The sequence below is a fragment of the Streptomyces sp. NPDC089915 genome (assembly GCF_040684675.1).
Classification (GTDB): domain Bacteria; phylum Actinomycetota; class Actinomycetes; order Streptomycetales; family Streptomycetaceae; genus Streptomyces.
Genome location: NZ_JBFBGN010000006.1, coordinates 86241 through 106840, shown reverse-complemented (window position 1 = coordinate 106840; position 20600 = coordinate 86241). Strand labels below are relative to the sequence as shown.

Genomic DNA, 20600 nt, shown 5'->3' with positions numbered 1-20600 from the left:
GGCCCGCCTGCGCCGGGCCGGCGCGGGCCCCGGCGACCGGATCGGCGTACGCGTCCCGTCCGGCACGGCGCACCTCTACGTGGCGGTCCTCGCGGCCCTGCGCTGCGGCGCGGCGTACGTACCGGTGGACGCCGACGACCCCGAGGAACGCGCCGCCACGGTCTTCCGCGAGGCGGGCGTCTGCCTGGTCCTCGGGGCCGGGGGCGAGATCGGCCCGGGAGCGGTGCCGCCGCTGGGCGCCACCGTGGGAGCCGCGCCGCGCCCCGTCGAACCGGGCGACGACGCCTGGATCATCTTCACCTCCGGATCCACCGGCCTCCCCAAGGGCGTGGCCGTCCGCCACCGCAGCGCCGCCGCCTTCGTCGACGCCGAGGCCGGGCTGTTCCTGCGGGACCGGCCGCTCGGACCGGGGGACCGCGTCCTGGCGGGGCTCTCGGTGGCCTTCGACGCCTCCTGCGAGGAGATGTGGCTGGCCTGGCGGCACGGAGCCTGCCTGGTACCCGCGCCCCGGTCGCTCGTGCGGGCCGGCCACGAACTCGGGCCCTGGCTGGTCGAGCGGGGCATCACCGTCGTCTCCACGGTGCCCACCCTCGCCGCGCTGTGGCCGGCCGGCTCCCTGGACCGGGTCCGGCTGCTGATCGTGGGCGGCGAGGCCTGCCCGGCGGAGCTCGTGGACCGCTACGCCGTCGACGGCCGCGAGATGTGGAACACCTACGGCCCCACGGAGACCACCGTCGTGGCCTGCGCGGCCCGGATGCACCCCGGCGAACCCGTGCGGATCGGACTGCCGCTCGACGGCTGGGACCTGGCCGTCGTCGACGAGGCCGGGGAGGCCCTCGCGGCCGGGGAGACCGGCGAACTGGTGGTCGCCGGCGCCGGACTGGCCCGCTACCTCGACCCGGGCAAGGACCGCGAGGGCTACCGCCCCTGCCCCGCCCTGGGCACCGACCGCGCCTACCGCACCGGCGACCTCGTCCGGGCCGACCCGCGCGGCCTGGTGTTCGCCGGCCGCGCCGACGACCAGGTCAAGCTCGGCGGCCGGCGCGTGGAGCCGGGCGAGATCGACGCCGCGCTGACCGCGCTGACCGGAGTGCTCGCGGCCGCCACGGTCGTCCGGGAGACCCCGGCGGGCGGCAGGCTCCTCGTCGGGTACGTGGTGACCGGCCCGGACTACGTACGGGAAGGCGCCCGCGAGGAACTCTCCCGGCGCCTGCCCGCCGCACTCGTCCCCCTCCTCGCCGAGGTGCCCGAGCTGCCCACCCGTACCTCCGGCAAGGTGGACCGCGACGCCCTGCCCTGGCCGCTGCCCGCCGACCCCGCGCAGCAGGCCCCGCTGACCCCGACGGAGGCCCGGCTCGCCGCCCTGTGGCAGGACCAGCTCGGCATCCGGCCCGGCCCCGGCGACGACTTCTTCGCCCTCGGCGGCACCAGCCTGGGCGCGGCCCGCCTCGCCTCCGCGCTGCGCCCGGGCCACCCGGGCATCTCGGTCGCCGACCTCTACCGCCAGCCGGTCCTGCGGGACATGGCGGCCCACGCCGACACCCTCGTCGCCCGCCGGGACCCGCGCCCTCCCGTCCGCCCCGTCCCCCGCCGGGCCGGCCTCGTCCAGCTCCTGACGCAGACGGCCTCGTACGCGGTCACCGGCCTGCGCGGGGTGGTCGTCCTCGCCGGCGTCGACAACGTGCTGGGCCTGCTCACCCCGCACGTCTGGACCCCGCACACCCCCTGGTGGCTCGTCCTGACCGGCTGGCTGCTGCTCTTCACCGCCCCCTCGCGGTTCGCCCTCGGCACCCTCGCCGCCCGGCTGCTGACCCGGGGCGTGCGCCCCGGCACCCACCCGCGCGGCGGCTCCACCCACCTGAGGCTGTGGGCGGCCGAACGGGCCGTCGCGCTCTTCGGGGTCCCCGCGCTGCTCGGCACCCCGTGGGCCGCCCGCTACGCCCGCGCGCTCGGCTGCGCCACCGGTCCGGGGGCCGCCCTGCACGCGATGCCGCCGGTCACCGGGCTCGCCGAGTTCGGCGCCGGCTGCGCGGTGGAACCGGAGGCCGACCTCCGCGGCTGGTGGCTCGACGGGGACCGGCTGGTGGTCGGGGCCGTCCGGATCGGGGCGGGCGCGCGCGTCGGCCACCGTGCGGTGGTGATGCCCGGCGCCGAACTCGGCGAGGACGCCGAACTCGCCCCCGGGGCCTGCCTCGACGGCCGGATCCCGGCGGGCGGGAGCTGGCACGGCTCCCCGGCGCGGCCCCGGCCCGACGCCCCCGCCGCCCGGGACGCCGTCCGGCGCGGCCGCGCGGCGCTCCGACGGCCCTACCCGCGCCGTTGGCGGGCCGCCTACGGGCTCTCGCTCCTCCTCCTGCCCCTGCTGCCGGTCCTCGCCTCGCTGCCGGTGCTGGCCGCCACGTACCGGCTCGTCGCGGACAGCCCCACGCTCGGCGAGGTCGCCCGCCGCCTGGTGCTCGCCGCACCCCTCTCCGTCCTCGTGTCCGTCCTCTGCTGGATCGCCCTGGTCGCCCTGGTGGTACGCCTCCTCGGCCGGCGGATCACCCCCGGCAGCCACCCGGCCGACGGCGGCGTGGCCTGGCGGGTATGGCTGGTCCACCGGCTCCTCGACACCAGCCGGACCGGCCTGTTCCCGCTGTACGCGAGCCTCGCCACCCCGCTGTGGCTGCGCCTGCTGGGCGCCCGGATCGGCCGGAACACCGAGATCTCCACCGTGCTTCCGCTGCCCTCGCTGCTGCTCGTCGACGACGGGGCCTTCCTCGCCGACGACACCCTCACCGCCCCCTACGAACTGCGGGACGGCCGGATGCACCTGGGCGCCGTACGGGTCGGGCGCCGGGCCTTCGTCGGCAACTCGGGCATCGTGGGGCCGGGGCGGGACGTGCCCGACGGCGCCCTGGTCGGCGTCCTCTCCGACGCCCCGGCGGACCCCGCCCCCGGCACCTCCTGGCTGGGCCGCCCCGCGCTCGAACTGCCGCGCAGCGCCCCGTCCGTCGACGCGAGCCGCACCTTCGCCCCGCCCCGGCGGCTGGTCGTGGCCCGGGCCGCCGTCGAACTGTGCCGGCTGGTCCCGCTGGTCTGCGGGCTGCTGCTGGCCGAGGGCGTGTTCCTCGGGGAGGACCAGGCCCTGCAGACCGGCGGGCCGCTGTGGGCGGTGCTGGCCGCGGTGGCCCTGCTGCCGGCCGCCGGGGTGGCCGCCGCGCTGACCACCACCGCCGCCAAGTGGCTGCTGGTCGGCCGGTTCCGGGTCGCCGAACACCCGCTGTGGAGCCCGTTCGTCTGGCGCAACGAGCTCTACGACACCTTCGTCGAGTCCCTCGCCGTCCCCTGGCTGGCCGGCCCCTTCACCGGCACCCCCGTCCTCAACTGGTGGCTGCGCACCCTCGGGGCGCGGATCGGCCGGGGCGTGTGGTGCGACACCCACTGGCTGCCCGAGACCGATCTGGTCACCCTGGGGGACGGGGCCACGGTGAACCGGGGCTGCGTGCTCCAGACCCACCTGTTCCACGACCGCATCATGCGGATGGACGCCGTACGCCTCGACGCGGGCGCCTCGCTCGGCCCGCACAGCATCGTCCTGCCCGGCAGCACGGTCGGCGCGCACACCTCCGTGGGCGCCGCGTCCCTGGTGATGCGCGGCGAGACCCTCCCCGCCGGCACCGCCTGGGCGGGCAACCCGGTCGCGGGCGCCGCGGCGGCCGCGACCGGGGCGTGACGGGCGAACCCGGGCCGCGCATGGCCTGTTCATGACCATGCGCGGCCTGATCTAATGCACCGACCGTTCGCCGTCCGCCCACGAAAGGCACCGGCCGATGCTTCCCACCCCGCTCCACGTCGTCAACGAAGGTCTGGCCTTCCTCATGGAGCTGGCCGGGCTGGCACTGCTGGCCTGGTGGGGGTGGTCCACCGGCCAGAACACCGCGATCCGGATCCTGCTGGCCGTCGGCGCCCCGGCGCTCGCGGCCACCGTCTGGGGCCTGTTCGCCGCCCCCAAGGCCACGTTCACCATCCCGCTCGCGGCGATCCTCGTGGTCAAGGCCCTCTTCTTCGCCTCGGCCACGGCCGCCCTCCACTCCCTCGGCCACACCCGGCTCGCCGTCGCGTTCGCCGTGGTGGCCGTCGTCAACACCGGCCTCGCGGAAATGGACCGCCTGCGCCGCGGCTGACGCCGCCGGCTACTGGGCCGGGTACCCGCCGTCGCCCGGCTCGGCGGCGGCCGGCTCCGGGGCGAGGGCCAGGAAGTCCTCGTGGGTGCGGACGTGGACCCCGGGCCGGTCCTCCGCCAGCGCGGCGATCATCGCGGCGGCCAGCCGTCCCGCGGGCACCGGCCGGTAGGGGCGGGCGGGCCCGGCCAGCAGCGGGGCCAGCACGGTCGCGGCGGTGCCGCCGAGCCCCTCGCCCCGGCGGTGCGAAGGGCGGTGGCCGAGGATGAAGGAGGGCCGGAAGAACTCGGTCTGCGGGTAGCCCAGCGCCGTCACCTCCGCCTCCATGTCCCCCTTGACCCGCAGGTAGAAGGCCCGGGAACCGGATCCGGCGCCGACCGAGGAGACCACGGCGATCCGCTCGGCGCCCGCCTCCCGGGCCAGTGCGGCCACCCGCACGGTGTGGTGCTGGTCCACCTCACGGAAGGCCTCCTGCGAGCCGGCCTGCCGGATGGTGGTCCCCAGCGCCCCGAACACGTCGTTGACGTCCGGCAGTTCACCGTCGTTGAGCCCGGCGAAGTCCACCACCCGCGCGTCCAGCCGCGGGTGGCGCAGCCCCAGCGGCCGCCGCGCGAGCACGGTGACGCGGCCATAGCGCGGATCGCGCAGCAGCCGCGCCAGCAGCTGACCGCCGACGAGTCCGGTGGCTCCGACCAGGAGCGCGCTGCGGGTCACGGGATTCCCCTTCCACCGCCGACGGCCGCCCCGCCGGGATCCCGGCAGGATGCCACACCCGCACCGGCGCCCCGGCCAGGACCGGCCGCGAGAGGCCATGCGGACAGGGAAAACGCAACTTCGACAGGGCCCGCGCGGGCGGCTACCTTCACCTGGTCTCCGGCGATCGCCCACGCTCGCACCGGAGTTGCACACCAGACAGGGAGAGACGCATGCCCCAGCTCGCGCTGTACACCTTCGGCGTACTGAAGTCGCCCCTCGCCGATCCCGGCCCTCTCACGCGCGAGTTCTACGCCAGCGGTGAGGCCGTCTACCGGAAGCTCAGCGGGCACCCCGGATACCTGGCCCACGCGGAACCGACGGCCGCGGAGCAGGGCGTGCTCTTCACCGCGGACTGGGGCGCCTGGGGGGAGTTCGCCGTACCGGACTGGTACGACAAGGGCCGAACGGCGCAGACCACCGCCCTGGCCACGACCCTCTCGCTCTGGACCGACCTGCGCTCCGCCTTCGACGCGGTCTACACCGGGCTGCACCGCGAGGCGCTGAACCGGCGCCACGACTGGTTCGAGAGGACGGGACACCCGAGCCACGTCTTCTGGTGGGTCCCCGACGGCGCGATACCCACCTGGCGGGACGGGGTGTCCGGCCTGGAACACCTCCACGCACAAGGCCCCGCCCCACGCGCCTTCACCTTCCAGCGCTCCTTCGCCCCGGACGGCACCCCGTCCGGGTTGAGGGACGTCGAGGCCTGAGCCGTCCACGTCGAGGGCGGCGACGGAGGAGGCGTCCGGGTCAACCGCGGTAGGCCTCGACGGCGATCCGGACGAACGCCGCCACCAGCGGGTTCGCGTCGCCCCGCCGCCAGGCCGCCACCACGGGGTTCGGGACCATGCCGGAGAGCGGCACCAGGGCCAGCCCCTCGGGCGGGGCGTGGCCGAGCGGTGCCAGGCCGACGGTCCCGTTCCAGCGCACCGCCTGGAGGCACTCCTGTACCGCGCGGACGACCGGGCCCTCGCGCGGCTCGCCGGCGTGCCAGTAGGCCTGCCAGAGCGGATCGGTGCCCGCGGGGAACCGGAACCAGCGCCGGCCGGCCAGGTCGGCCGGCTCCAGCCGCTCCCTGCCGGCCAGCGGGTCGTCCGCGCGCAGGACCGCCCCCACGGGATCGGCGCGCAGCTCACGCACCGTCAGACCGGTCCCGTCGAACGGCCCGCGGGTCAGGGCGACGTCGACGAGTCCGGCCCGCAGCCCGCACGTCGGATCGGCCAGACCGGTCTCGCGGACGCGGACCTCGACACCCGGATGGCGGCGCCGGTAGGCGGCGGCCAGACGCCGGGCTCCCGCGTCGGCCTGGTCGCTCAGCATGCCGACCGTCAGCGTCGCGGCCCCGGCCGCGGAGGCCACCCGCACCCGCGCCCGCTCCACCCGCTCCAGCAGCGTGCGCGCCTCGTCCAGCAGCACCGCCCCGGCCGGGGTGAGCGCGACGCCCGAGGCCGAGCGGTCCAGCAGGACGGCCCCGAGGTCCGCCTCGAGCCCCTTGACCGCCCGGCTCAGCGGCGGCTGGGTCATGTGCAGCCGGGCGGCGGCCCGGCCGAAGTGGAGCTCCTCCGCGACGGCGACGAAGTACCGCAGTGTCCTCAACTCCATGACCGGCAACGATACTCAGGCGGTATCGGGGTTCCCCAGGCGGTATTGGACGGCCCCCGGTCCCCGGCGCTGGAATCGGGACATGACAGAGAACTCAACGGCCGGGCACCCCGGCGCCGACCCCGCCGTGTCCGTCGTCCGCCCGGACCAGGGCGAGACGATCGTCCTGGGCACCACGCGGATGCGCATCCTGGAGGACGGCACCACCACCGGACACCGGATCGGCTTCGCGGAATCCGTCCTCGCCCCGCACACCCCCGGCCCGCCGCAGCACCGCCACGCCGAGCACGACGAGGGGTTCTACGTGGTCTCCGGCACCATCCGCTTCACCGTCGGCCACGACAGCCACGACGCTCCCGCCGGCACCCTCGTCGTGGTCCCGCCCGGCGCCCCGCACACCTTCGCCAACGTGACCGGCCGGCCGGCCGTCATGCTCAGCACCTTCACCCCCGGCCGGTACGCGCAGTACTTCCGAGACCTGCGCGACCTGGCCTCCGACGGACGGGCCCCGTCCCCGCAGGCGCACATCGCCGCCATGAGCCGCTACGCCACCCACCCCGCCACCGACCACCCCGGCACCCCGCACGACGCCTGAGACCCCTCCCCGCCCGCGGAGGCTCAGCCGCGCGTCGCCGTGCGGGCGCGGGCCACCGCTCCGCGTTCGAACGCGAGGGCGATCGGGCGGACGGACAGCCCGTGCAGCACCACGCTGAGCAGCACGGTGGCGCACATCGCCGCGACCACGAAGTCCGCCAGGCCGCCCAGGACGAACCAGACCGCGAAGGCGAGCACCTGCCCGACGTGGTGGACGAGCGACAGGTTGGCGTGGCCGAGCGCGCGGGCGGCGGGGGCGTAGCAGACGCCGGAGACGAAGGCCGCCACGAAACCGTTCCCGTGGGCGAGGACGGCCGCCGCGTAGGTGAGGAAGGGCAGCGCCAGGGTGGCGAGCCGCAGGCTCTCGGCGGTGGCCCACTCCGCGCGGAGCGCGCGCCGCACGAGCCAGGCGGCTCCCAGCCCGAGCAGTCCGCCGATGAGCACGGCGGTCGCCGACTCCCGCACCACCCGCCACACCAGTGCGCCCAGCCCGCTGTCGCCGCTCGTGGTGAGATGGGCGAGGGCGAAGAGGAACAGGGGGGAGATCAGCCCGTCGTTCAGGCCCCCCTCCAGGTTGAGGGCCGCCCGCACCCGCAGCGGAACGCGCTCGTCGACGAGGAGCGTCGAGATCGGCGCGAGGTCGATCGGCATCACCACCAGCGCGGTCACCAGCAGCAGCCACCAGCCCGTGCCGGGGAACAGCAGGGCCCCGCCGAGCGTGGCCGCGCCGATGGTCAGGGGCAGCGCGATCGCGAGCAGCCGCCACTCGCCGACCGTGGTCTTCAGCCGGTGGTACTCGGTGGATTCGCAGGCGTCCAGGAACAGCAGCACGGCCAGGACCAGCTCGACGCCCCGCTGGAACGCGTGCGCGCTCAGGTTCTCCCGCACCGCCGGATCCTCGCCGGTGCTCAGGAACGCACCCGCGACCGCGAACGCCAGCGAGGCCGTCACGCTCCAGCGGGCGAGCCGTTCGGCCGTCACCGCCCACGCGAACAACAGGCACGCCACGATGAGGAACGCCGCCATGAACCCTCGCAGAATCGGGAGACCGGCCCGGCCTCGCGCCCCGCCCGGACACCGGACGGAGCCACGACCGGCCCCTGAACGCGGACCGTAACGGAGCCCGGGCCCCGCCGCTCCGGAGCCGAACGGGGCGCCCGCACGATTGACCCGATCGGCCGCCCCGGACCGCCACGGGGCCCACTCCCGGCCCGAGGCCCCGGAACCTAGACTGGAGCGTCCCCGGCTCCGGCCGTACCCCACGGGAGGGATGAGGCGGCGATGGGCGAACTGGACGGCAGGACCGCACTGGTGACGGGCGGCTCGCGCGGGATCGGGCGGGCGGTCGCCCTGCGCCTCGCCGCCGACGGGGCGCTGGTCGCGGTGCACTACGGCGGCAACGAGGCGGCGGCCGCCGAGACCGTGGCGCGGATCGCGGAGGCCGGCGGCCGGGCGTTCTCGGTGCGGGCCGCGTTCGGTGAAAGCGGCGCGGTGGACCGGCTGTTCGAGGGGTTCACCGCCGGGCTCGCGGCCCAGGGCGCGGACCGCGGCCTGGACGTCCTGGTCAACAACGCCGGCATCCACTCCACCCGTCCGATCGGACGGCTCTCCGAGGAGGAGTTCGAGCGGCTGCTGGCGGTCAACGTGAGCGCACCGCTCTTCGTCGTCCAGCGCGCGCTCCCCCTGCTCAGGGACGGCGGCCGGATCGTGAACATGGGCTCGGCGGCCACCCGGATCGCCAGCCCGCTCCAGATCGGCTACACCGTCACCAAGGCGGCCCTGGCGGCCCTCGGCCCCTCCCTCGCCCACGAACTCGGCGGACGCGGGATCACCGTGAACACGATCGCCGCCGGGGTGGTGCGCACCGACATGATCGCCCCCTACCTCGCGGTCCCCGAGGCGGTGGCGGGACTGGAGGCGATCACCGCCCTCGGGCGGGTGGGCGAGCCGGAGGACGTCGCGGACGTGGTGGGCTTCCTGGCCGGACCGCGCGGCCGGTGGGTCACGGGCCAGACCATCGACGTCTCCGGAGGCACGTACCTGGGTCCGCCGACGGCCGGGTGATCCCTCGCCGCGCCAACCGGGATTCGAATGGGCGTGCGATCGCAGGCGCGGGTCATCGGCTCACCGCGCCGGAATCCGTGCCCGATCTACCATGGACGGCAGGAGGCCGGCATGGAGTTCGGGAACGGATCCGGGGGAGCGGACGGCCCGCGGTACCTGCCGATCTCCGAGCACGGGCTCATCGGCGACCTCCGCACCGCCGCGCTCGTCGGGACCAACGGCACGATCGACTGGTACTGCTGCCCGCGCTTCGACGCCCCGAGCGTGTTCGCGTCCATCCTCGACGCCGAGCGGGGCGGCTCGTGGGAGCTGGCCGCGGACGTGCCGGCGCGGACCCGGCAGTTCTACTTCCCCGACACCAACGTGCTGATCACACGGTTCTACGCCGCCGACGGGGTGGCCGAGATCCAGGACTTCATGCCCGTCGTGGACGAGTCGCGGGAGGCCGTCCGCCACCGGCTGATCCGGCGGGTGATCTGCGTACGCGGCACCCTGCCCTTCAGGACGCGCGTCGCCCCGCGCTTCGGCTACGGCACGGAGGCGCACACCGTACGCGCACAGGCCCACGAGGCCGTCTTCGACTCCCCGTCGCTCTCCCTGGCCCTGACCTCCACCGCCCCGCTGGAAACCGACGGCACGGACGTGCGCGCGCACTTCAAGCTCCTCGAAGGCGAGTCCGTGGTGTTCGCCCTCGACAAGGTCGGCGACGGCGTCACCCCCCGGGGCTGCCCGCGCGCCGAGGCGCAGGAGCAGTTCGAGGCGACGGTCCGGTTCTGGAGCCGGTGGCTGAGCCGCTCGCGCTACCGGGGCCGCTGGCGGGAGATGGTGGACCGGTCCGCGCTGACGCTGAAGCTGCTCACCTACGTGCCGACGGGGGCGATCGTCGCCGCGCCCACGACGAGCCTGCCCGAGCGGGTCGGCGGCGAGCGCAACTGGGACTACCGGTACGTGTGGGTCCGCGACGCCGCCTTCTGCGTCTACGCCATGCTCCGCCTGGGCTTCACCTCGGAGGCGGAGGCGTTCATGGGCTTCCTGTCCGAACGGTGCATCGAGCCCGGAGCCGGCCCGGCCGGCCCCCTCCAGATCATGTACGGCATCGACGGGCGCACCGACCTGCCCGAATCCGAACTGACCCACCTCGAAGGCCACCTGGGGTCCGCCCCGGTGCGGGTGGGCAACGCCGCCACCGGCCAGCTCCAGCTGGACATCTACGGAGCCATGATCGACTCCGTCTACCTGTACGACAAGTGGGGCAAGCCCATCAGCAGCGCCCACTGGGACGAGGTCGGCACCGTCGTCGACTGGCTCTGCGACCACTGGGACCAGCCCGACGAGGGCGTCTGGGAGACCCGGGGCGGCCGGAGGAACTTCGTCTACTCGCGGCTGATGTGCTGGGTGGCGATCGAACGGGCCGTCCGGATGGCCAACCGGCGCGGCCTGCCCGCCGACCTCGCGCGCTGGCAGCGGAGCCGGGACGCGATCTACCGGCAGATCATGCGGGAGGGCTGGTCGGCCGAACGCGGCGCGTTCACCCAGGGCCTCGGCGACGACGTGCTCGACGCCTCCGTGCTGATGATGCCGATGGCCAAGTTCATCGCGCCCACCGACCCCAAGTGGCTGTCGACCCTGGACGCGCTGACCGCGGACCTGGTCTCCGACTCGCTGGTCTACCGCTACGACCCGCAGGCCAGCCCCGACGGCCTGCGCGGCTCCGAAGGCACGTTCTCCATCTGCTCGTTCTGGTACGTCGAGGCACTCACCCGCGCGGGACGCCTGGAGGAGGCGCGGCTGGCCTTCGAGAAGATGCTCACCTACGCCAACCACGTCGGGCTGTACGCCGAGGAGATCGGCCGCAGCGGCGAACAACTCGGCAACTTCCCCCAGGCCTTCACCCACCTCGCCCTCATCAGCGCCGCCTTCAACCTCGACCGCGCCCTCGGCTGAACCCGCGCGTCCCGTGTCGGCGGGACGTCGGCGGCCGGGGCCACCGTCGTACGCGGCTGCCGCGACCCCGCCCGTCCCCCGGCGGCGTCCGGGCCGCCGCCGGAGAAACGCCGGCTCAGGCCTTCACGCGGTCGAACTCGGCGGCGAACCCGCACCGCTCCGCGATCGTCCGCAGCAGGTCGTCCGGCAGGCCGTCCGGCCGGGCCAGCACGGCGGCCATGTCCTGCGCGGTGAGCCCCAGGTCGGTGACGATGCCCAGGTCCCCGGCCGGGACCCCGTCCGGTGCGTCGGCGTCGGGGAGGGCGGCGCCCAGGGCGTCCAGCGCCTGGGCGGCGAGGGTGTGCCGGTGCGCGGCCCGGGCGTCCGACAGCAGCAGGGCCGTGCCGGCCGGAGTGGGGCGCAGGATCAGGAAGAACGCCTCGTCGGCGTTGAAGAGCCCGCACAGGGGCTCCGGGGTACCCGCCCCGCGCACCGCGGCGACCGCCTCGTCGAGGCCGGTGAGCGCGGTGCGGTCCAGTCGGGTGCACTGCCAGTGGCCGTCCCGGCGGGCTACGGCGACGGCGTACCGGTGGTTCCTTCGTCGTGTCACGGCCCCACACCTGCCCCGTCGGCGCACCGGATAGCCCTCAGGGGTCCCGGCGTGGCCCGCACGGAGCAAGCGCGCCGCCCGGCGTACCCCGCCGCGCCGGTGGACGGAGGTGACGGAAGTCTTACGGGCCGGTGCGGGAGCCGTCATCGGGGGGCGGGGGTCCGTAGCGTGCGGGGCATGCGCGTACTCGTGACAGGAGGAGCCGGGTTCATCGGCTCGCAGGTGGTGGCCGTCCTGGCGGCCGAAGGACATACGCCGGTGGTGCTGGACGCCCTGCTGCCGGCCGCTCATCCGCAGGCCCCGCCGGAGCCGGACGCCGAGTTCCACCGGGGCGACGTCCGGGACGCCGCGACGGTGCGGCGGGCGCTGCGGGGGGTGGACGCCGTCTGCCACCAGGCCGCGATGGTGGGCCTGGGGAAGGATTTCGCCGACGCTCCGGAGTACGTGGCCTGCAACGATCTGGGGACGGCGGTGCTGCTGGCCGCCATGGCGGAGGCGGGGGTGCGGCGGCTCGTCCAGGCGGGGTCGATGGTGGTGTACGGCGAGGGGCGGTACGAGTGCCGTGAGCACGGGGTGGTGCGCCCGGGGCCGCGGGCGGTCGCGGATCTGGAGGCGGGCCGGTTCGAGCCGCGCTGCCCGCGCTGCGGCCGCGACCTCGTCCCCGGGCTGGTGGACGAGGACGCGCCGGTGGACCCGCGGAACGTGTACGCGACGACGAAGCTCGCGCAGGAGCACCTGGCCGCCGCCTGGGCGCGGTCCGCCGGCGGTACGGCCGTGTCGCTGCGCTACCACAACGTGTACGGGCCGGGCATGCCCAGGGACACCCCGTACGCGGGCGTCGCGTCCTTCTTCCGCTCCGCGCTGGCCCGGGGCGAGGCCCCGAGGGTGTTCGAGGACGGCGCGCAGCGGCGGGACTTCGTGCACGTACGGGACGTCGCGCGGGCGAACGCGGCCGCCCTGGCCGCCGTCGAGGACCTGCCGGCCGGCGGCCACAGGGCCTACAACGTGGGCAGCGGCGACCCGCACACCGTGGGGGAGATGGCCGCCGTCCTCGCGGCGGAGCACGGCGGCCCGGCGCCCGTGGTGACGGGGGAGTTCCGGCTGGGCGACGTCCGGCACATCACGGCCGACTCCTCCCGGCTGCGGCGCGAGCTGGGCTGGCGCCCCGAGACCGGGTTCGCACAGGGCATGGCCGAGTTCGCCCGAGCCGGACAGCGGGCCTCGGCCAGGGTCGGGTAGGCCGTCTCTTCCGGATCTTGCCGGGCGGCGCGGGTCGGGCAAGAGCCGGAGGAGACGGCCTGGGGGAGCCGGGCGGGGTCGTCCCGCTCAGCCGGGGCTGGCGGCCAGGGGGAGGGTGACCTCGAAGCGGCAGCCGCCGGGGACGTTGCGGACGTGCGCCCGGCCGGCGTGGGCCTCGACGATGCCCCGTACGATCGCCAGCCCGAGCCCGGCTCCGGCGGGGGGAGTGCGGGCGGGGTTGCCGCGCCAGCCGGTGTCGAAGACCTTCGTCAGGTCCTCCTCGGGGATGCCGCCGCACCCGTCGGTGACGGACAGCACGGCGGTGTCCTCCCGCCGGTCGACGCGGACGGCCACGGTGCCGTCGGCCGGGGTGTGGCGGATGGCGTTGCCGAGGAGGTTGGCCAGGACCCGGGTCATCTCCCTGCCGTCCACCTCGACCGGGACGGGGGCGATCTCGTCGCCGCACAGGCGGACGCCCCGTTCGCGGGCGAGCGGGTCGGCGCCGAGGAGGGCGTCGGCCGCGAGGTCCCGCAGGGAGACGCGGCTGGGGGTCAGCTCCAGGGCCCCTGCGTGGATGCGGGAGAGCTCGAAGAGGTCGCCGACCATGCCGGCGAGCCGGTCGACCTCGGTGCGGATCTGCCGGTGGTAGCGCGCGGGCTCGGCGGCCACCCCGTCCTCCAGGGCCTCGGCCATGGCCCGCAGCCCGGCGAGCGGGGTGCGCAGGTCGTGGGAGATCCAGGCGACGAGTTCACGGCGCGAGGCCTCCAGGGCGCGCTCGCGCTCCCGGGAGGCGGCGAGCCTGGCGCTGGTGGCGGCCAGCTCGCGGGTGACGGCGGCCAGCTCCGCCGTGGCCCGGGCCGGGGGCGCGGCGAAACTGCCCCCCTCGCCGAACGCGCGTGCCGCGAGGGCGAGTTCGCGGCCACGGGCCACGACCCAGCGGCCGAGCAGCAGCGCGGTGGCCAGGGACACGACGGCGGCCATCGCGGCCACCAGGGTGACGACGCTCAGGTCGTGCGGGGAGAGGAACATCGCGCGGGCGACGGCGAGGGTGCCGGCCAGCATCGCGGTGACGGTGACGGCGGCGACGACGGTCAGGGAGACGGCGACGGACCGGTGCCGCAGCAGGCGCAGCGCGACCGCCCCGAGCAGCCCGGCGCAGGCCGCGCCCCCGAACGCGAAGGCCGCGATCAGCAGAAGGTCCTTCATCCGGCGTCCGCCTCCCCGCCCGGCTCGAAGCGGTACCCGACGCCCCAGACGGTCCGGATGAGCCGGGGTGCGGCCGGATCGTCCTCGATCTTGGCGCGCAGGCGGCGCACGTGGACGGTGACGGTGGACAGGTCCCCGAACTCCCAGCCCCACACGTCCCGCATCAGCTCCTCCCGTCCGTGGGCCCGGCCCGGGCGGGAGAGGAAGTGCGCGAGGAGGTCGAACTCGCGCAGCGTGAGCGTCAGCTCCCGCCCGTTCCTGGCCGCCCGGCGGGTCCGCGGGTCGAGCAGGATCCCCCCGCCGGCCAGCGGCCCCGGCGCGGCGGGTTCCGGGGCCGCGGCCCGGCTGCGGCGCAGCACGGACTCGACGCGCAGGACCAGCTCGCGCGGGCTGAAGGGCTTGGTGACGTAGTCGTCCGCGCCCAGTTCCAGCCCGGCGATCCGGTCGTCCTCGTCGCCCCGCGCCGTCAGCATGATCACCGGAACGGGACGCTCCGCGCGCAGCCGCCGGCACACCTCCAGTCCGTCGAAGCCCGGCAGCATCAGGTCCAGGACGACGAGGTCCGGGTCGTGCCGCGCGGCGGAGTCGAGGGCGGCGGGGCCGTCGGCGGCGTGGTGGACGCTGTGGCCGGCCCGGCGGAGGTAGCCGGTGACGACCTCGGCGACGGTGGGGTCGTCGTCGACGACGAGGACCCGGGCGGGCGGGGAGGTGCTCATGGCCGTGCTCATGGGGCAAGCCTCCCACCCGGGCACCCGCTCCGTCTGCGGCGGGCGGCCACCGGGCGGCCGACGTCCGCGTTTCGTAAGGAGTCGATGTCCGCTATGTCCCCCGGGAATTCCTACGGTGGGAGCCGTGACCGAAACACAAGCCGTGCCCGGACCGTCCGTGGACGTCGTTCTGCCCTGTCTGAACGAGGCCGGGGCCCTGCCCTGGGTCCTCGCCCGCATCCCCGCCGGATGGCGGGCCCTGGTCGTGGACAACGGGTCCACCGACGGATCCGCCGACCTCGCCCGCTCCCTGGGCGCCACCGTCGTCACCGAGTCCCGGCGCGGCTTCGGGGCCGCCTGCCACGCCGGGCTCATGGCCGCCGAGGGGGAGTACGTCTGCTTCTGCGACTGCGACGCCTCCCTCGACCCGGGCCTGCTCAGCGGGTTCGTCCGGGCGGTGGCGGCCGGCGAGGCCGACCTCGTGCTCGGCCGCCGCCGCCCGCAGGGCCGGGGCGCCTGGCCCGCGCACGCCCGGGCCGGCAACCTCGCCCTCTCCCTGATGCTGCGCCGCCGCACCGGCCTGCGCCTGCACGACCTCGGCCCCCTGCGGGCCATGCGCCGGGCGGACCTCCTGCGCCTGGAACTGACCGACCGGCGCTCCGGCAACCCGCTCCAGATGGTCGTACGGGCGGCCGACACGGGCTGGCGGGTGCGCGAGGAGGACGTGCCCTACCTGCCGCGCGAGGGCAGGTCCAAGGTCACCGGCACCTGGCGCGGCACCTGGCAGGCCGTCCGCGACATGCGCGCGGTGCTCGGCGAACCCCCGTACGTCCCCGCCGGCGCCGGCCGGGCCGGGCGGTCGGGAGGCGTCCGGTGACCACCCTCCTCGTGATCGCCAAGGCCCCCGTGCCCGGCCGGGTCAAGACCCGGCTCACCCCGCCCTTCACCCCCCGGCAGGCGGCGGAACTGGCCGAGGCCGCGCTCGCCGACACCCTGGCGGCCGCGGCGGCCACCCCGGCCGACCGGCACGTCCTGGTGCTGGACGGCGCCCCGGGGCCCTGGCTGCCGCCCGGCTTCGAGGTACTGCCGCAGAGCGGCGGCGGCCTCGACGAGCGCCTCGCCGCCGCCTTCGCCGCGTGCGCCGGCCCGGCGCTGCTCATCGGCATGGACACCCCGCAGGTCACCCCCCGGCTCCTGGCACCCGCACTGGACTACACCGCCCGCGACGCCTGGTTCGGCCCGGCCGCCGACGGCGGCTTCTGGGCCCTCGGCCTGGCGGCGCCCGACCCGGCGCTCCTGCTCGGCGTGCCCATGTCCGTACCCGAGACCGGGGCCGTGCAGTACGAGCGGCTGCGCGCGGCCGGCCTGCGCACCGGGCTGCTGCCCCGGCTGCGGGACGTGGACACCGCCGCCGACGCCGCCGCCGTGGCCGCCCTGGCCCCCGGCGGCCGGTTCGCCACGCGGTACCGGCGGCTCAGCGCACCCGCACCGGCGGTCCGATGAGCGCCCCCACCACCTCCAGGCCGCCCGCCGGCCCCGCCCCGGCCTGGCGGGCCGACCCCTACGCCCTGGCCCTGCGCACCGGGCACGGCCCCCTCTTCCTGCGGCGCACCGACGGCTGGCTGCTGCCGCTGGAGGTCGAACGCTGGTGCGCCGGCGTCGACGCCGCCGACGAGAGCGTGCTCTCCCGCTGCCGCGGAAGCGTCCTCGACATCGGCTGCGGCCCCGGCCGGCTCGTCGCCGCACTGGCCGGACGAGGCCGCCGCGCCCTCGGCATCGACGTGACCCCGGCCGCCGTGAGCCGGACCGTCCGGAGCGGCGGAACCGCCCTGTGCCGCTCCGTCTTCGAGCCCCTGCCCGGCGAACGCCGCTGGGACACCGCCCTGCTGATCGACGGGAACATCGGCATCGGCGGAGACCCGGCCGCCCTCCTCGAGCGCACCGCACACCTCCTTGCCCCCGGCGGCCGCCTGCTCGCCGAGGCCGCGCCCGTCGAGGTGGACGAGCGGTGCGAGGTACGCCTCGACGACGGCCGCGGCACCCTCGGCGCTCCCTTCCCCTGGGCCCGGGTCGGCCGGCGGGCCCTGCTGCGCCACGCCGGGGCCGCAGGATGGCGCGCCGTCGGCAGCTGGACGGTGGCCGGCCGGCACTTCGCCGAGCTCACACACGGGACGGCGCCCGGCCCCGAGGCCCCCACGCCCCCCGGAGCCGCACCGTGATCCGGCCGTCCCCCGACCCCGTACGGGCCACCGCCGTCACCGCCGTCCTCGTCACCGCCCTGACCGCGGCGCTCGTCGTCACCGTCCGCGATGACGGCTACTTCACGGACCCGGCCGGCCTGTCCTGGCGGTACGCCGCCTGCTGGGCCCTGTTCGCGGCGGCCGTGTGGTCCCTGCGCCGCGTCCCCGCCCGGCACGCGGCCGCCCTCGTCCTCGCCGGCGGCGTCGCCGTCGCCCTGACGGGCCTGGTCGCCCCGCCGCGCACCAGCACCGACTCGTTCCGCTACGCCTGGGACGGCCGCGTCCAGGCGGCCGGCGTCTCCCCCTACGACCACGCCCCGGCCGACCCCGCCCTGCTGCGCTACCGCGACGACTGGCTGTTCCCCACCGGGAAGGCGTGCGGCGCCCCGGACCTCGCCCCGGTGTCCGAAGGCGTCTGCACCCGCATCAACCGCCCCCGCGTCCACACCATCTATCCCCCGGCCGGCGAACTGTACTTCCTCCTCGTCCACGCCCTCTCGCCCGACGGAGCCCGCCACAAACCCTTCCAGGCGGGCGGCGCCGTCCTCGCCGTCGCCACCACCCTGGTGCTGCTGCGCTTCCTGCGCCGGCGCGGTGACCCCCGTGCCGCGGCCTACTGGGCCTGGTGCCCGGCGATCGCCGTCGAGGCCGTCAACAACGCCCACGCCGACGCCCTCGCCGTCCTGCTGTCCGTCATCGGCCTGATCCTGACGGTCCGCCACCGGGCCTGGGGCGGGGCCCTGCTCGGCCTGGCCACGGCGGCCAAACTCCTGCCCGCCGTCCTGCTCCCCGGCGCCCTGTCCGGAGTGCGCCGCCCCCGGGACGCCGCCGCCACCCTGCTCCCCGCCGCCGCCGTCCTCACCGCCCTCTACCTGCCGTACGTCCTGCTCTCCCACTCCTCCGTCCTCGGCTACCTCGGCGGCTACGCCGGAGAGGAGGGCTACGAGGACGCCTCCGCCGGCGACCGCTACGCCCTCCTGCGGCTGCTGCTCCCCGACTCCTGGGCCCTCCCCGCCGTCCTCGTGGGCATGCTGGCCGTCAGCGCGTACGTGATCCGGCGGGGCGACCCCGGGCGCCCCTGGAGCGGTGCCCTCCTGGTCACCGGGACGGCCTTCCTGCTGACCACTCCCGGCTACTCCTGGTACGCCCTCCTGCTGATCGCCCTGGTGGCGCTCGACGGGCGCTGGGAGTGGCTCGGCGTCGCCGTCGCGGGCGCCGCCGCCTACCTGACGGGCCGTGCCGTCCCGCACGCGGGCACGGCCGTGTACGCCGCGGCCGCCGTCGCCGTCCTCTGCGGCTGGGCGGTACGCCGGCGGGCCGCCGCACGCGACCGCGCGGACCGGGGGCGGCTCACGTTCTCCACACCGGGGCCGAGCCGGTGAACCCACACGAGCGAGATCAGCGGAGGAACCCCATGGACGCCGACCACCACCGCCCCGACACCCCCGACGGCCCGGCGCGGGGGGACACCGAACCCGGCACCGACGGCCCGTCACGGCCGGCCCCGCTACGGGCGGCCTCGGCCTCCGCCCGCGCGGCCTCGGCCTCCGCCCGCGCGGCCTCGGCCTCCGCGCGAGCGGCCCTCGCCTCCGCCCGGGCGGCCGGCCCGCCGAGGGGCCCGTCCCGCCCGGAGTTCTGGCGCAGCCCGCTGCGCGGCCCGTGGCTGACCGCGGTGCTGGGCATCGTCCTGCTCCTCGGCATCACGGTCCTGTTCGCCACGGGCCTGCTGTCGTACGCCGCGTACGAACCGGACCTCGCGGCGGTCAACGACCAGACCCCCGGCAAGGGCCTGCTCGGCTTCTACCTGTTCTCCTGGCCGACCTCCCCCTACTGGCTCTACCGGGTCACCCAGGGCGTCCACGTCACCCTCGGCGTCGTCCTCGTACCCGTGCTCCTCGCCAAACTGTGGTCGGTGATCCCCAAGCTCTTCGCCTGGCCCCCCGTGCGGTCGCCCGCCCAGGCCGTCGAGCGGCTCTCCCTGCTCCTGCTGGTGGGAGGCGCCGGATTCGAGTTCGCCACCGGCATCCTCAACGTCCAGCTCCACTACGTCTTCCCCGGCTCCTTCTACACGCTCCACTTCTACGGGGCCTGGGTGTTCATCGGCGCCTTCGCGGTCCACGTGGCCTTCCGGCTGCCCCGTGCCGTACGGGCCCTGCGCGCCGGGCCCCGGCAGCCGGCCCCGGACAGCGAGGAGGCCGCCGGCCTCGTCTCGCCCGCCCCGGCCGCCCCCACCATCTCCCGGCGCGGCGTGCTGGGCATGGTCGGCCTCGGCTCCCTCGCGCTGCTCGCCGTGACCGCCGGACAGAGCGTGGGCGGCTGGTTCCGCCGGACGGCGCTCCTCGCACCGCACGGCCGGGACCCCGGCCCCGGCCCGGGCGGCTTCCAGATCAACAAGACGGCCGCCTCCGTCGGCATCCGGCCCAGCGACACCGGCCCGGCCTGGCGGCTGACCGTCCGGGGCGGCGGCCGCCAGATCGACCTCACCTACGCCCGGCTGCTCGCCCTCCCGCAGAACGAGGCCCTGCTCCCCATCGCCTGCGTCGAGGGCTGGTCCACCGCCGACCAGCACTGGAGCGGAGTCCGCCTCACCGACCTGGCCGCACTCGTCGGCCTGGGCACCGACACCCCGCAGGTCCTGGTCGAATCCGTCCAGCGGGGAGGATCGTTCAGCTCGGTCGTCCTGAGCGGCCGCCAGGTCCGGGACGCCCGCTCGCTGCTGGCCGTACGGGTCAACGGGGCCGTCCTCTCCCGCGACCACGGACACCCGGCCCGGGTGATCATCCCCGGCGCCCCCGGCGTGCACAACACCAAATGGGTCACCCGCCTCACCTTCGGGGAAACCACGTGAACACACCCCTGCCCACGGCCGCCTTCCGCCACCGCTACGGCGCCTCCACGCTCCACCTGCTCCTCGTCCTCGCCTCCTTCGCCCTGGCCTGCTACGCGGGCCTGCGCCTGCTCGAAGGCGACGCCCTCGGCGTGGCCGTGTGGTTCGTCGGGGCCGCGCTCCTGCACGACCTCGTCCTCCTGCCCCTGTACGCGGTCACCGACCTGGCCGTTCAGAGGCTCCTCGCGCGCGGTACGGCGGAAGGCGCCCGGACGGGGCGGACCGTCGTCAACCACGTCCGGGTGCCCGCCTTCGTCTCCGGGGTCCTGCTGCTGGTCTACTGGCCGCTGGTGCTCGGCCGGGTGGACCACTACACGGTCACCACCGGCCTGCCGTCCGGGGAGTTCCTCGGCAGGTGGCTGCTGATCACGGCCTGCCTGTTCGCCGCGTCGGCGGCCTGCCTGGCCGTGCGGCTGTGGAACGGGGGCCGGGACGCGCGCGGGTCCCGGGCCCGGGCGCGCGGGTCCGGCGGGTGACACCCGCCCCGCCGCCCCGCCTCCGGGACCGGACCGGACGGCGCACCCGCCGGCCGTCGCTGTCACACCGTCAGGGCACTACGCCGGTCGGCCGATGCCCGGCTGCGAACCCGCCGCGGCCTCCCTACCGTGA

General features: G+C 76.1%; 19 protein-coding genes. 13 read left to right on the top strand and 6 right to left on the bottom strand.

Translation table 11 applies throughout. From position 1 onward, the window contains the following. A partial coding sequence (locus AB0O29_RS03770; RefSeq protein ID WP_365145539.1) for a Pls/PosA family non-ribosomal peptide synthetase occupies positions 1-3715 on the top strand: 3715 nt, incomplete at its 5' end. A gap of 97 nt (positions 3716-3812) precedes the next feature. Next, positions 3813-4166 (top strand): YrdB family protein, encoded by a 354-nt coding sequence (locus AB0O29_RS03765; protein ID WP_365145536.1) that lies wholly within the window; start codon positions 3813-3815, stop codon positions 4164-4166. Positions 4167-4175: 9 nt separating this feature from the next. Here AB0O29_RS03765 and AB0O29_RS03760 read toward each other — a convergent pair whose 3' ends face one another. Then, entirely contained in the window at positions 4176-4877 is a 702-nt protein-coding gene (locus AB0O29_RS03760; RefSeq protein WP_365145533.1) for an NAD(P)H-binding protein, read from the bottom strand. A gap of 212 nt (positions 4878-5089) precedes the next feature. Here AB0O29_RS03760 and AB0O29_RS03755 point away from each other — a divergent pair, with 212 nt between their 5' ends. After that, positions 5090-5629: a DUF3291 domain-containing protein gene (locus AB0O29_RS03755; RefSeq protein WP_365145530.1), complete on the top strand. Its 540-nt coding sequence runs from the start codon at positions 5090-5092 to the stop codon at positions 5627-5629. A 40-nt stretch (positions 5630-5669) separates the two neighbouring features. On the opposite strand, the gene AB0O29_RS03750 is transcribed toward AB0O29_RS03755, so the two are convergent. Beyond that, on the bottom strand, positions 5670-6521 hold the full coding sequence (locus AB0O29_RS03750; protein ID WP_365145527.1) for a LysR substrate-binding domain-containing protein: 852 nt from the start codon (positions 6519-6521) through the stop codon (positions 5670-5672). An 82-nt stretch (positions 6522-6603) separates the two neighbouring features. On the opposite strand from AB0O29_RS03750, the gene AB0O29_RS03745 reads away from it, so the two are divergent. Beyond that, positions 6604-7116, top strand: a complete 513-nt coding sequence (locus AB0O29_RS03745) for a cupin domain-containing protein (protein WP_365145524.1) — start codon at positions 6604-6606, stop codon at positions 7114-7116. 23 nt (positions 7117-7139) lie between these two features. On the opposite strand, the gene AB0O29_RS03740 is transcribed toward AB0O29_RS03745, so the two are convergent. Further along, a complete protein-coding gene (locus AB0O29_RS03740) occupies positions 7140-8141 on the bottom strand; it encodes a cation:proton antiporter (protein ID WP_365145521.1) in 1002 nt (333 codons plus the stop codon). A gap of 255 nt (positions 8142-8396) precedes the next feature. Between AB0O29_RS03740 and AB0O29_RS03735 the strand changes: the two genes are divergently transcribed. Then, entirely contained in the window at positions 8397-9179 is a 783-nt protein-coding gene (locus tag AB0O29_RS03735; RefSeq protein WP_365145518.1) for an SDR family oxidoreductase, read from the top strand. 111 nt (positions 9180-9290) lie between these two features. Then, a complete protein-coding gene (locus AB0O29_RS03730) occupies positions 9291-11123 on the top strand; it encodes a glycoside hydrolase family 15 protein (RefSeq protein WP_365145515.1) in 1833 nt (610 codons plus the stop codon). 115 nt (positions 11124-11238) lie between these two features. On the opposite strand, the gene AB0O29_RS03725 is transcribed toward AB0O29_RS03730, so the two are convergent. Continuing rightward, positions 11239-11712 (bottom strand): tRNA adenosine deaminase-associated protein, encoded by a 474-nt coding sequence (locus AB0O29_RS03725; protein ID WP_365145512.1) that lies wholly within the window; start codon positions 11710-11712, stop codon positions 11239-11241. A 177-nt stretch (positions 11713-11889) separates the two neighbouring features. On the opposite strand from AB0O29_RS03725, the gene AB0O29_RS03720 reads away from it, so the two are divergent. Next, a complete protein-coding gene (locus AB0O29_RS03720) occupies positions 11890-12951 on the top strand; it encodes an NAD-dependent epimerase/dehydratase family protein (protein ID WP_365145509.1) in 1062 nt (353 codons plus the stop codon). Positions 12952-13038: 87 nt separating this feature from the next. Here the strand turns inward: AB0O29_RS03720 and AB0O29_RS03715 are convergent, their stop codons facing one another. Then, on the bottom strand, positions 13039-14157 hold the full coding sequence (locus AB0O29_RS03715; protein ID WP_365145506.1) for a HAMP domain-containing sensor histidine kinase: 1119 nt from the start codon (positions 14155-14157) through the stop codon (positions 13039-13041). Then, positions 14154-14885, bottom strand: coding sequence for a response regulator transcription factor (locus AB0O29_RS03710; RefSeq protein ID WP_365145503.1), 732 nt, complete (start codon positions 14883-14885; stop codon positions 14154-14156). Before AB0O29_RS03710 ends, AB0O29_RS03715 begins: the two co-directional genes overlap by 4 nt. A 124-nt stretch (positions 14886-15009) precedes the next feature. Between AB0O29_RS03710 and AB0O29_RS03705 the strand changes: the two genes are divergently transcribed. The 6 genes from AB0O29_RS03705 to AB0O29_RS03680 are packed head-to-tail and all read left to right on the top strand — an operon-like array spanning position 15010 to position 20467. Beyond that, complete coding sequence (locus tag AB0O29_RS03705) at positions 15010-15741, top strand: glycosyltransferase family 2 protein (protein WP_365145500.1); 732 nt, start codon at positions 15010-15012, stop codon at positions 15739-15741. Further along, a complete protein-coding gene (locus AB0O29_RS03700; RefSeq protein ID WP_365145497.1) occupies positions 15738-16367 on the top strand; it encodes a DUF2064 domain-containing protein in 630 nt (209 codons plus the stop codon). Before AB0O29_RS03705 ends, AB0O29_RS03700 begins: the two co-directional genes overlap by 4 nt. Next, the gene (locus AB0O29_RS03695; protein WP_365145494.1) at positions 16364-17083 is read left to right on the top strand and encodes a class I SAM-dependent methyltransferase; all 720 of its coding nucleotides are present in this window, start codon (positions 16364-16366) and stop codon (positions 17081-17083) included. The genes AB0O29_RS03700 and AB0O29_RS03695 overlap by 4 nt, the downstream gene beginning before the upstream one ends. Next, complete coding sequence (locus AB0O29_RS03690) at positions 17080-18486, top strand: glycosyltransferase 87 family protein (RefSeq protein WP_365145491.1); 1407 nt, start codon at positions 17080-17082, stop codon at positions 18484-18486. Before AB0O29_RS03695 ends, AB0O29_RS03690 begins: the two co-directional genes overlap by 4 nt. Positions 18487-18518: 32 nt before the next feature. Then, positions 18519-19952 carry a molybdopterin-dependent oxidoreductase gene (locus AB0O29_RS03685; RefSeq protein WP_365145488.1) on the top strand — a complete coding sequence of 478 codons (1434 nt, stop codon included), beginning with the start codon at positions 18519-18521 and terminating at the stop codon, positions 19950-19952. Beyond that, a complete protein-coding gene (locus tag AB0O29_RS03680) occupies positions 19916-20467 on the top strand; it encodes a hypothetical protein (RefSeq protein ID WP_365145485.1) in 552 nt (183 codons plus the stop codon). Before AB0O29_RS03685 ends, AB0O29_RS03680 begins: the two co-directional genes overlap by 37 nt. Positions 20468-20600 lie beyond the last annotated feature (133 nt).

What these genes read in the sequence shown, in the direction of transcription:
- AB0O29_RS03695 (WP_365145494.1), top strand. Translation starts at nt 16,364, where the DNA reads ATGAGCGCCCCCACCACCTCCAGGCCGCCCGCCGGCCCCGCCCCGGCC.
- AB0O29_RS03750 (WP_365145527.1), bottom strand. Translation starts at nt 6,521, where the DNA reads ATGGAGTTGAGGACACTGCGGTACTTCGTCGCCGTCGCGGAGGAGCTC.
- AB0O29_RS03730 (WP_365145515.1), top strand. Translation starts at nt 9,291, where the DNA reads ATGGAGTTCGGGAACGGATCCGGGGGAGCGGACGGCCCGCGGTACCTG.
- AB0O29_RS03740 (WP_365145521.1), bottom strand. Translation starts at nt 8,141, where the DNA reads ATGGCGGCGTTCCTCATCGTGGCGTGCCTGTTGTTCGCGTGGGCGGTG.
- AB0O29_RS03710 (WP_365145503.1), bottom strand. Translation starts at nt 14,885, where the DNA reads ATGAGCACGGCCATGAGCACCTCCCCGCCCGCCCGGGTCCTCGTCGTC.
- AB0O29_RS03745 (WP_365145524.1), top strand. Translation starts at nt 6,604, where the DNA reads ATGACAGAGAACTCAACGGCCGGGCACCCCGGCGCCGACCCCGCCGTG.
- AB0O29_RS03680 (WP_365145485.1), top strand. Translation starts at nt 19,916, where the DNA reads ATGGGTCACCCGCCTCACCTTCGGGGAAACCACGTGAACACACCCCTG.
- AB0O29_RS03715 (WP_365145506.1), bottom strand. Translation starts at nt 14,157, where the DNA reads ATGAAGGACCTTCTGCTGATCGCGGCCTTCGCGTTCGGGGGCGCGGCC.
- AB0O29_RS03685 (WP_365145488.1), top strand. Translation starts at nt 18,519, where the DNA reads ATGGACGCCGACCACCACCGCCCCGACACCCCCGACGGCCCGGCGCGG.
- AB0O29_RS03735 (WP_365145518.1), top strand. Translation starts at nt 8,397, where the DNA reads ATGGGCGAACTGGACGGCAGGACCGCACTGGTGACGGGCGGCTCGCGC.
- AB0O29_RS03765 (WP_365145536.1), top strand. Translation starts at nt 3,813, where the DNA reads ATGCTTCCCACCCCGCTCCACGTCGTCAACGAAGGTCTGGCCTTCCTC.
- AB0O29_RS03755 (WP_365145530.1), top strand. Translation starts at nt 5,090, where the DNA reads ATGCCCCAGCTCGCGCTGTACACCTTCGGCGTACTGAAGTCGCCCCTC.
- AB0O29_RS03720 (WP_365145509.1), top strand. Translation starts at nt 11,890, where the DNA reads ATGCGCGTACTCGTGACAGGAGGAGCCGGGTTCATCGGCTCGCAGGTG.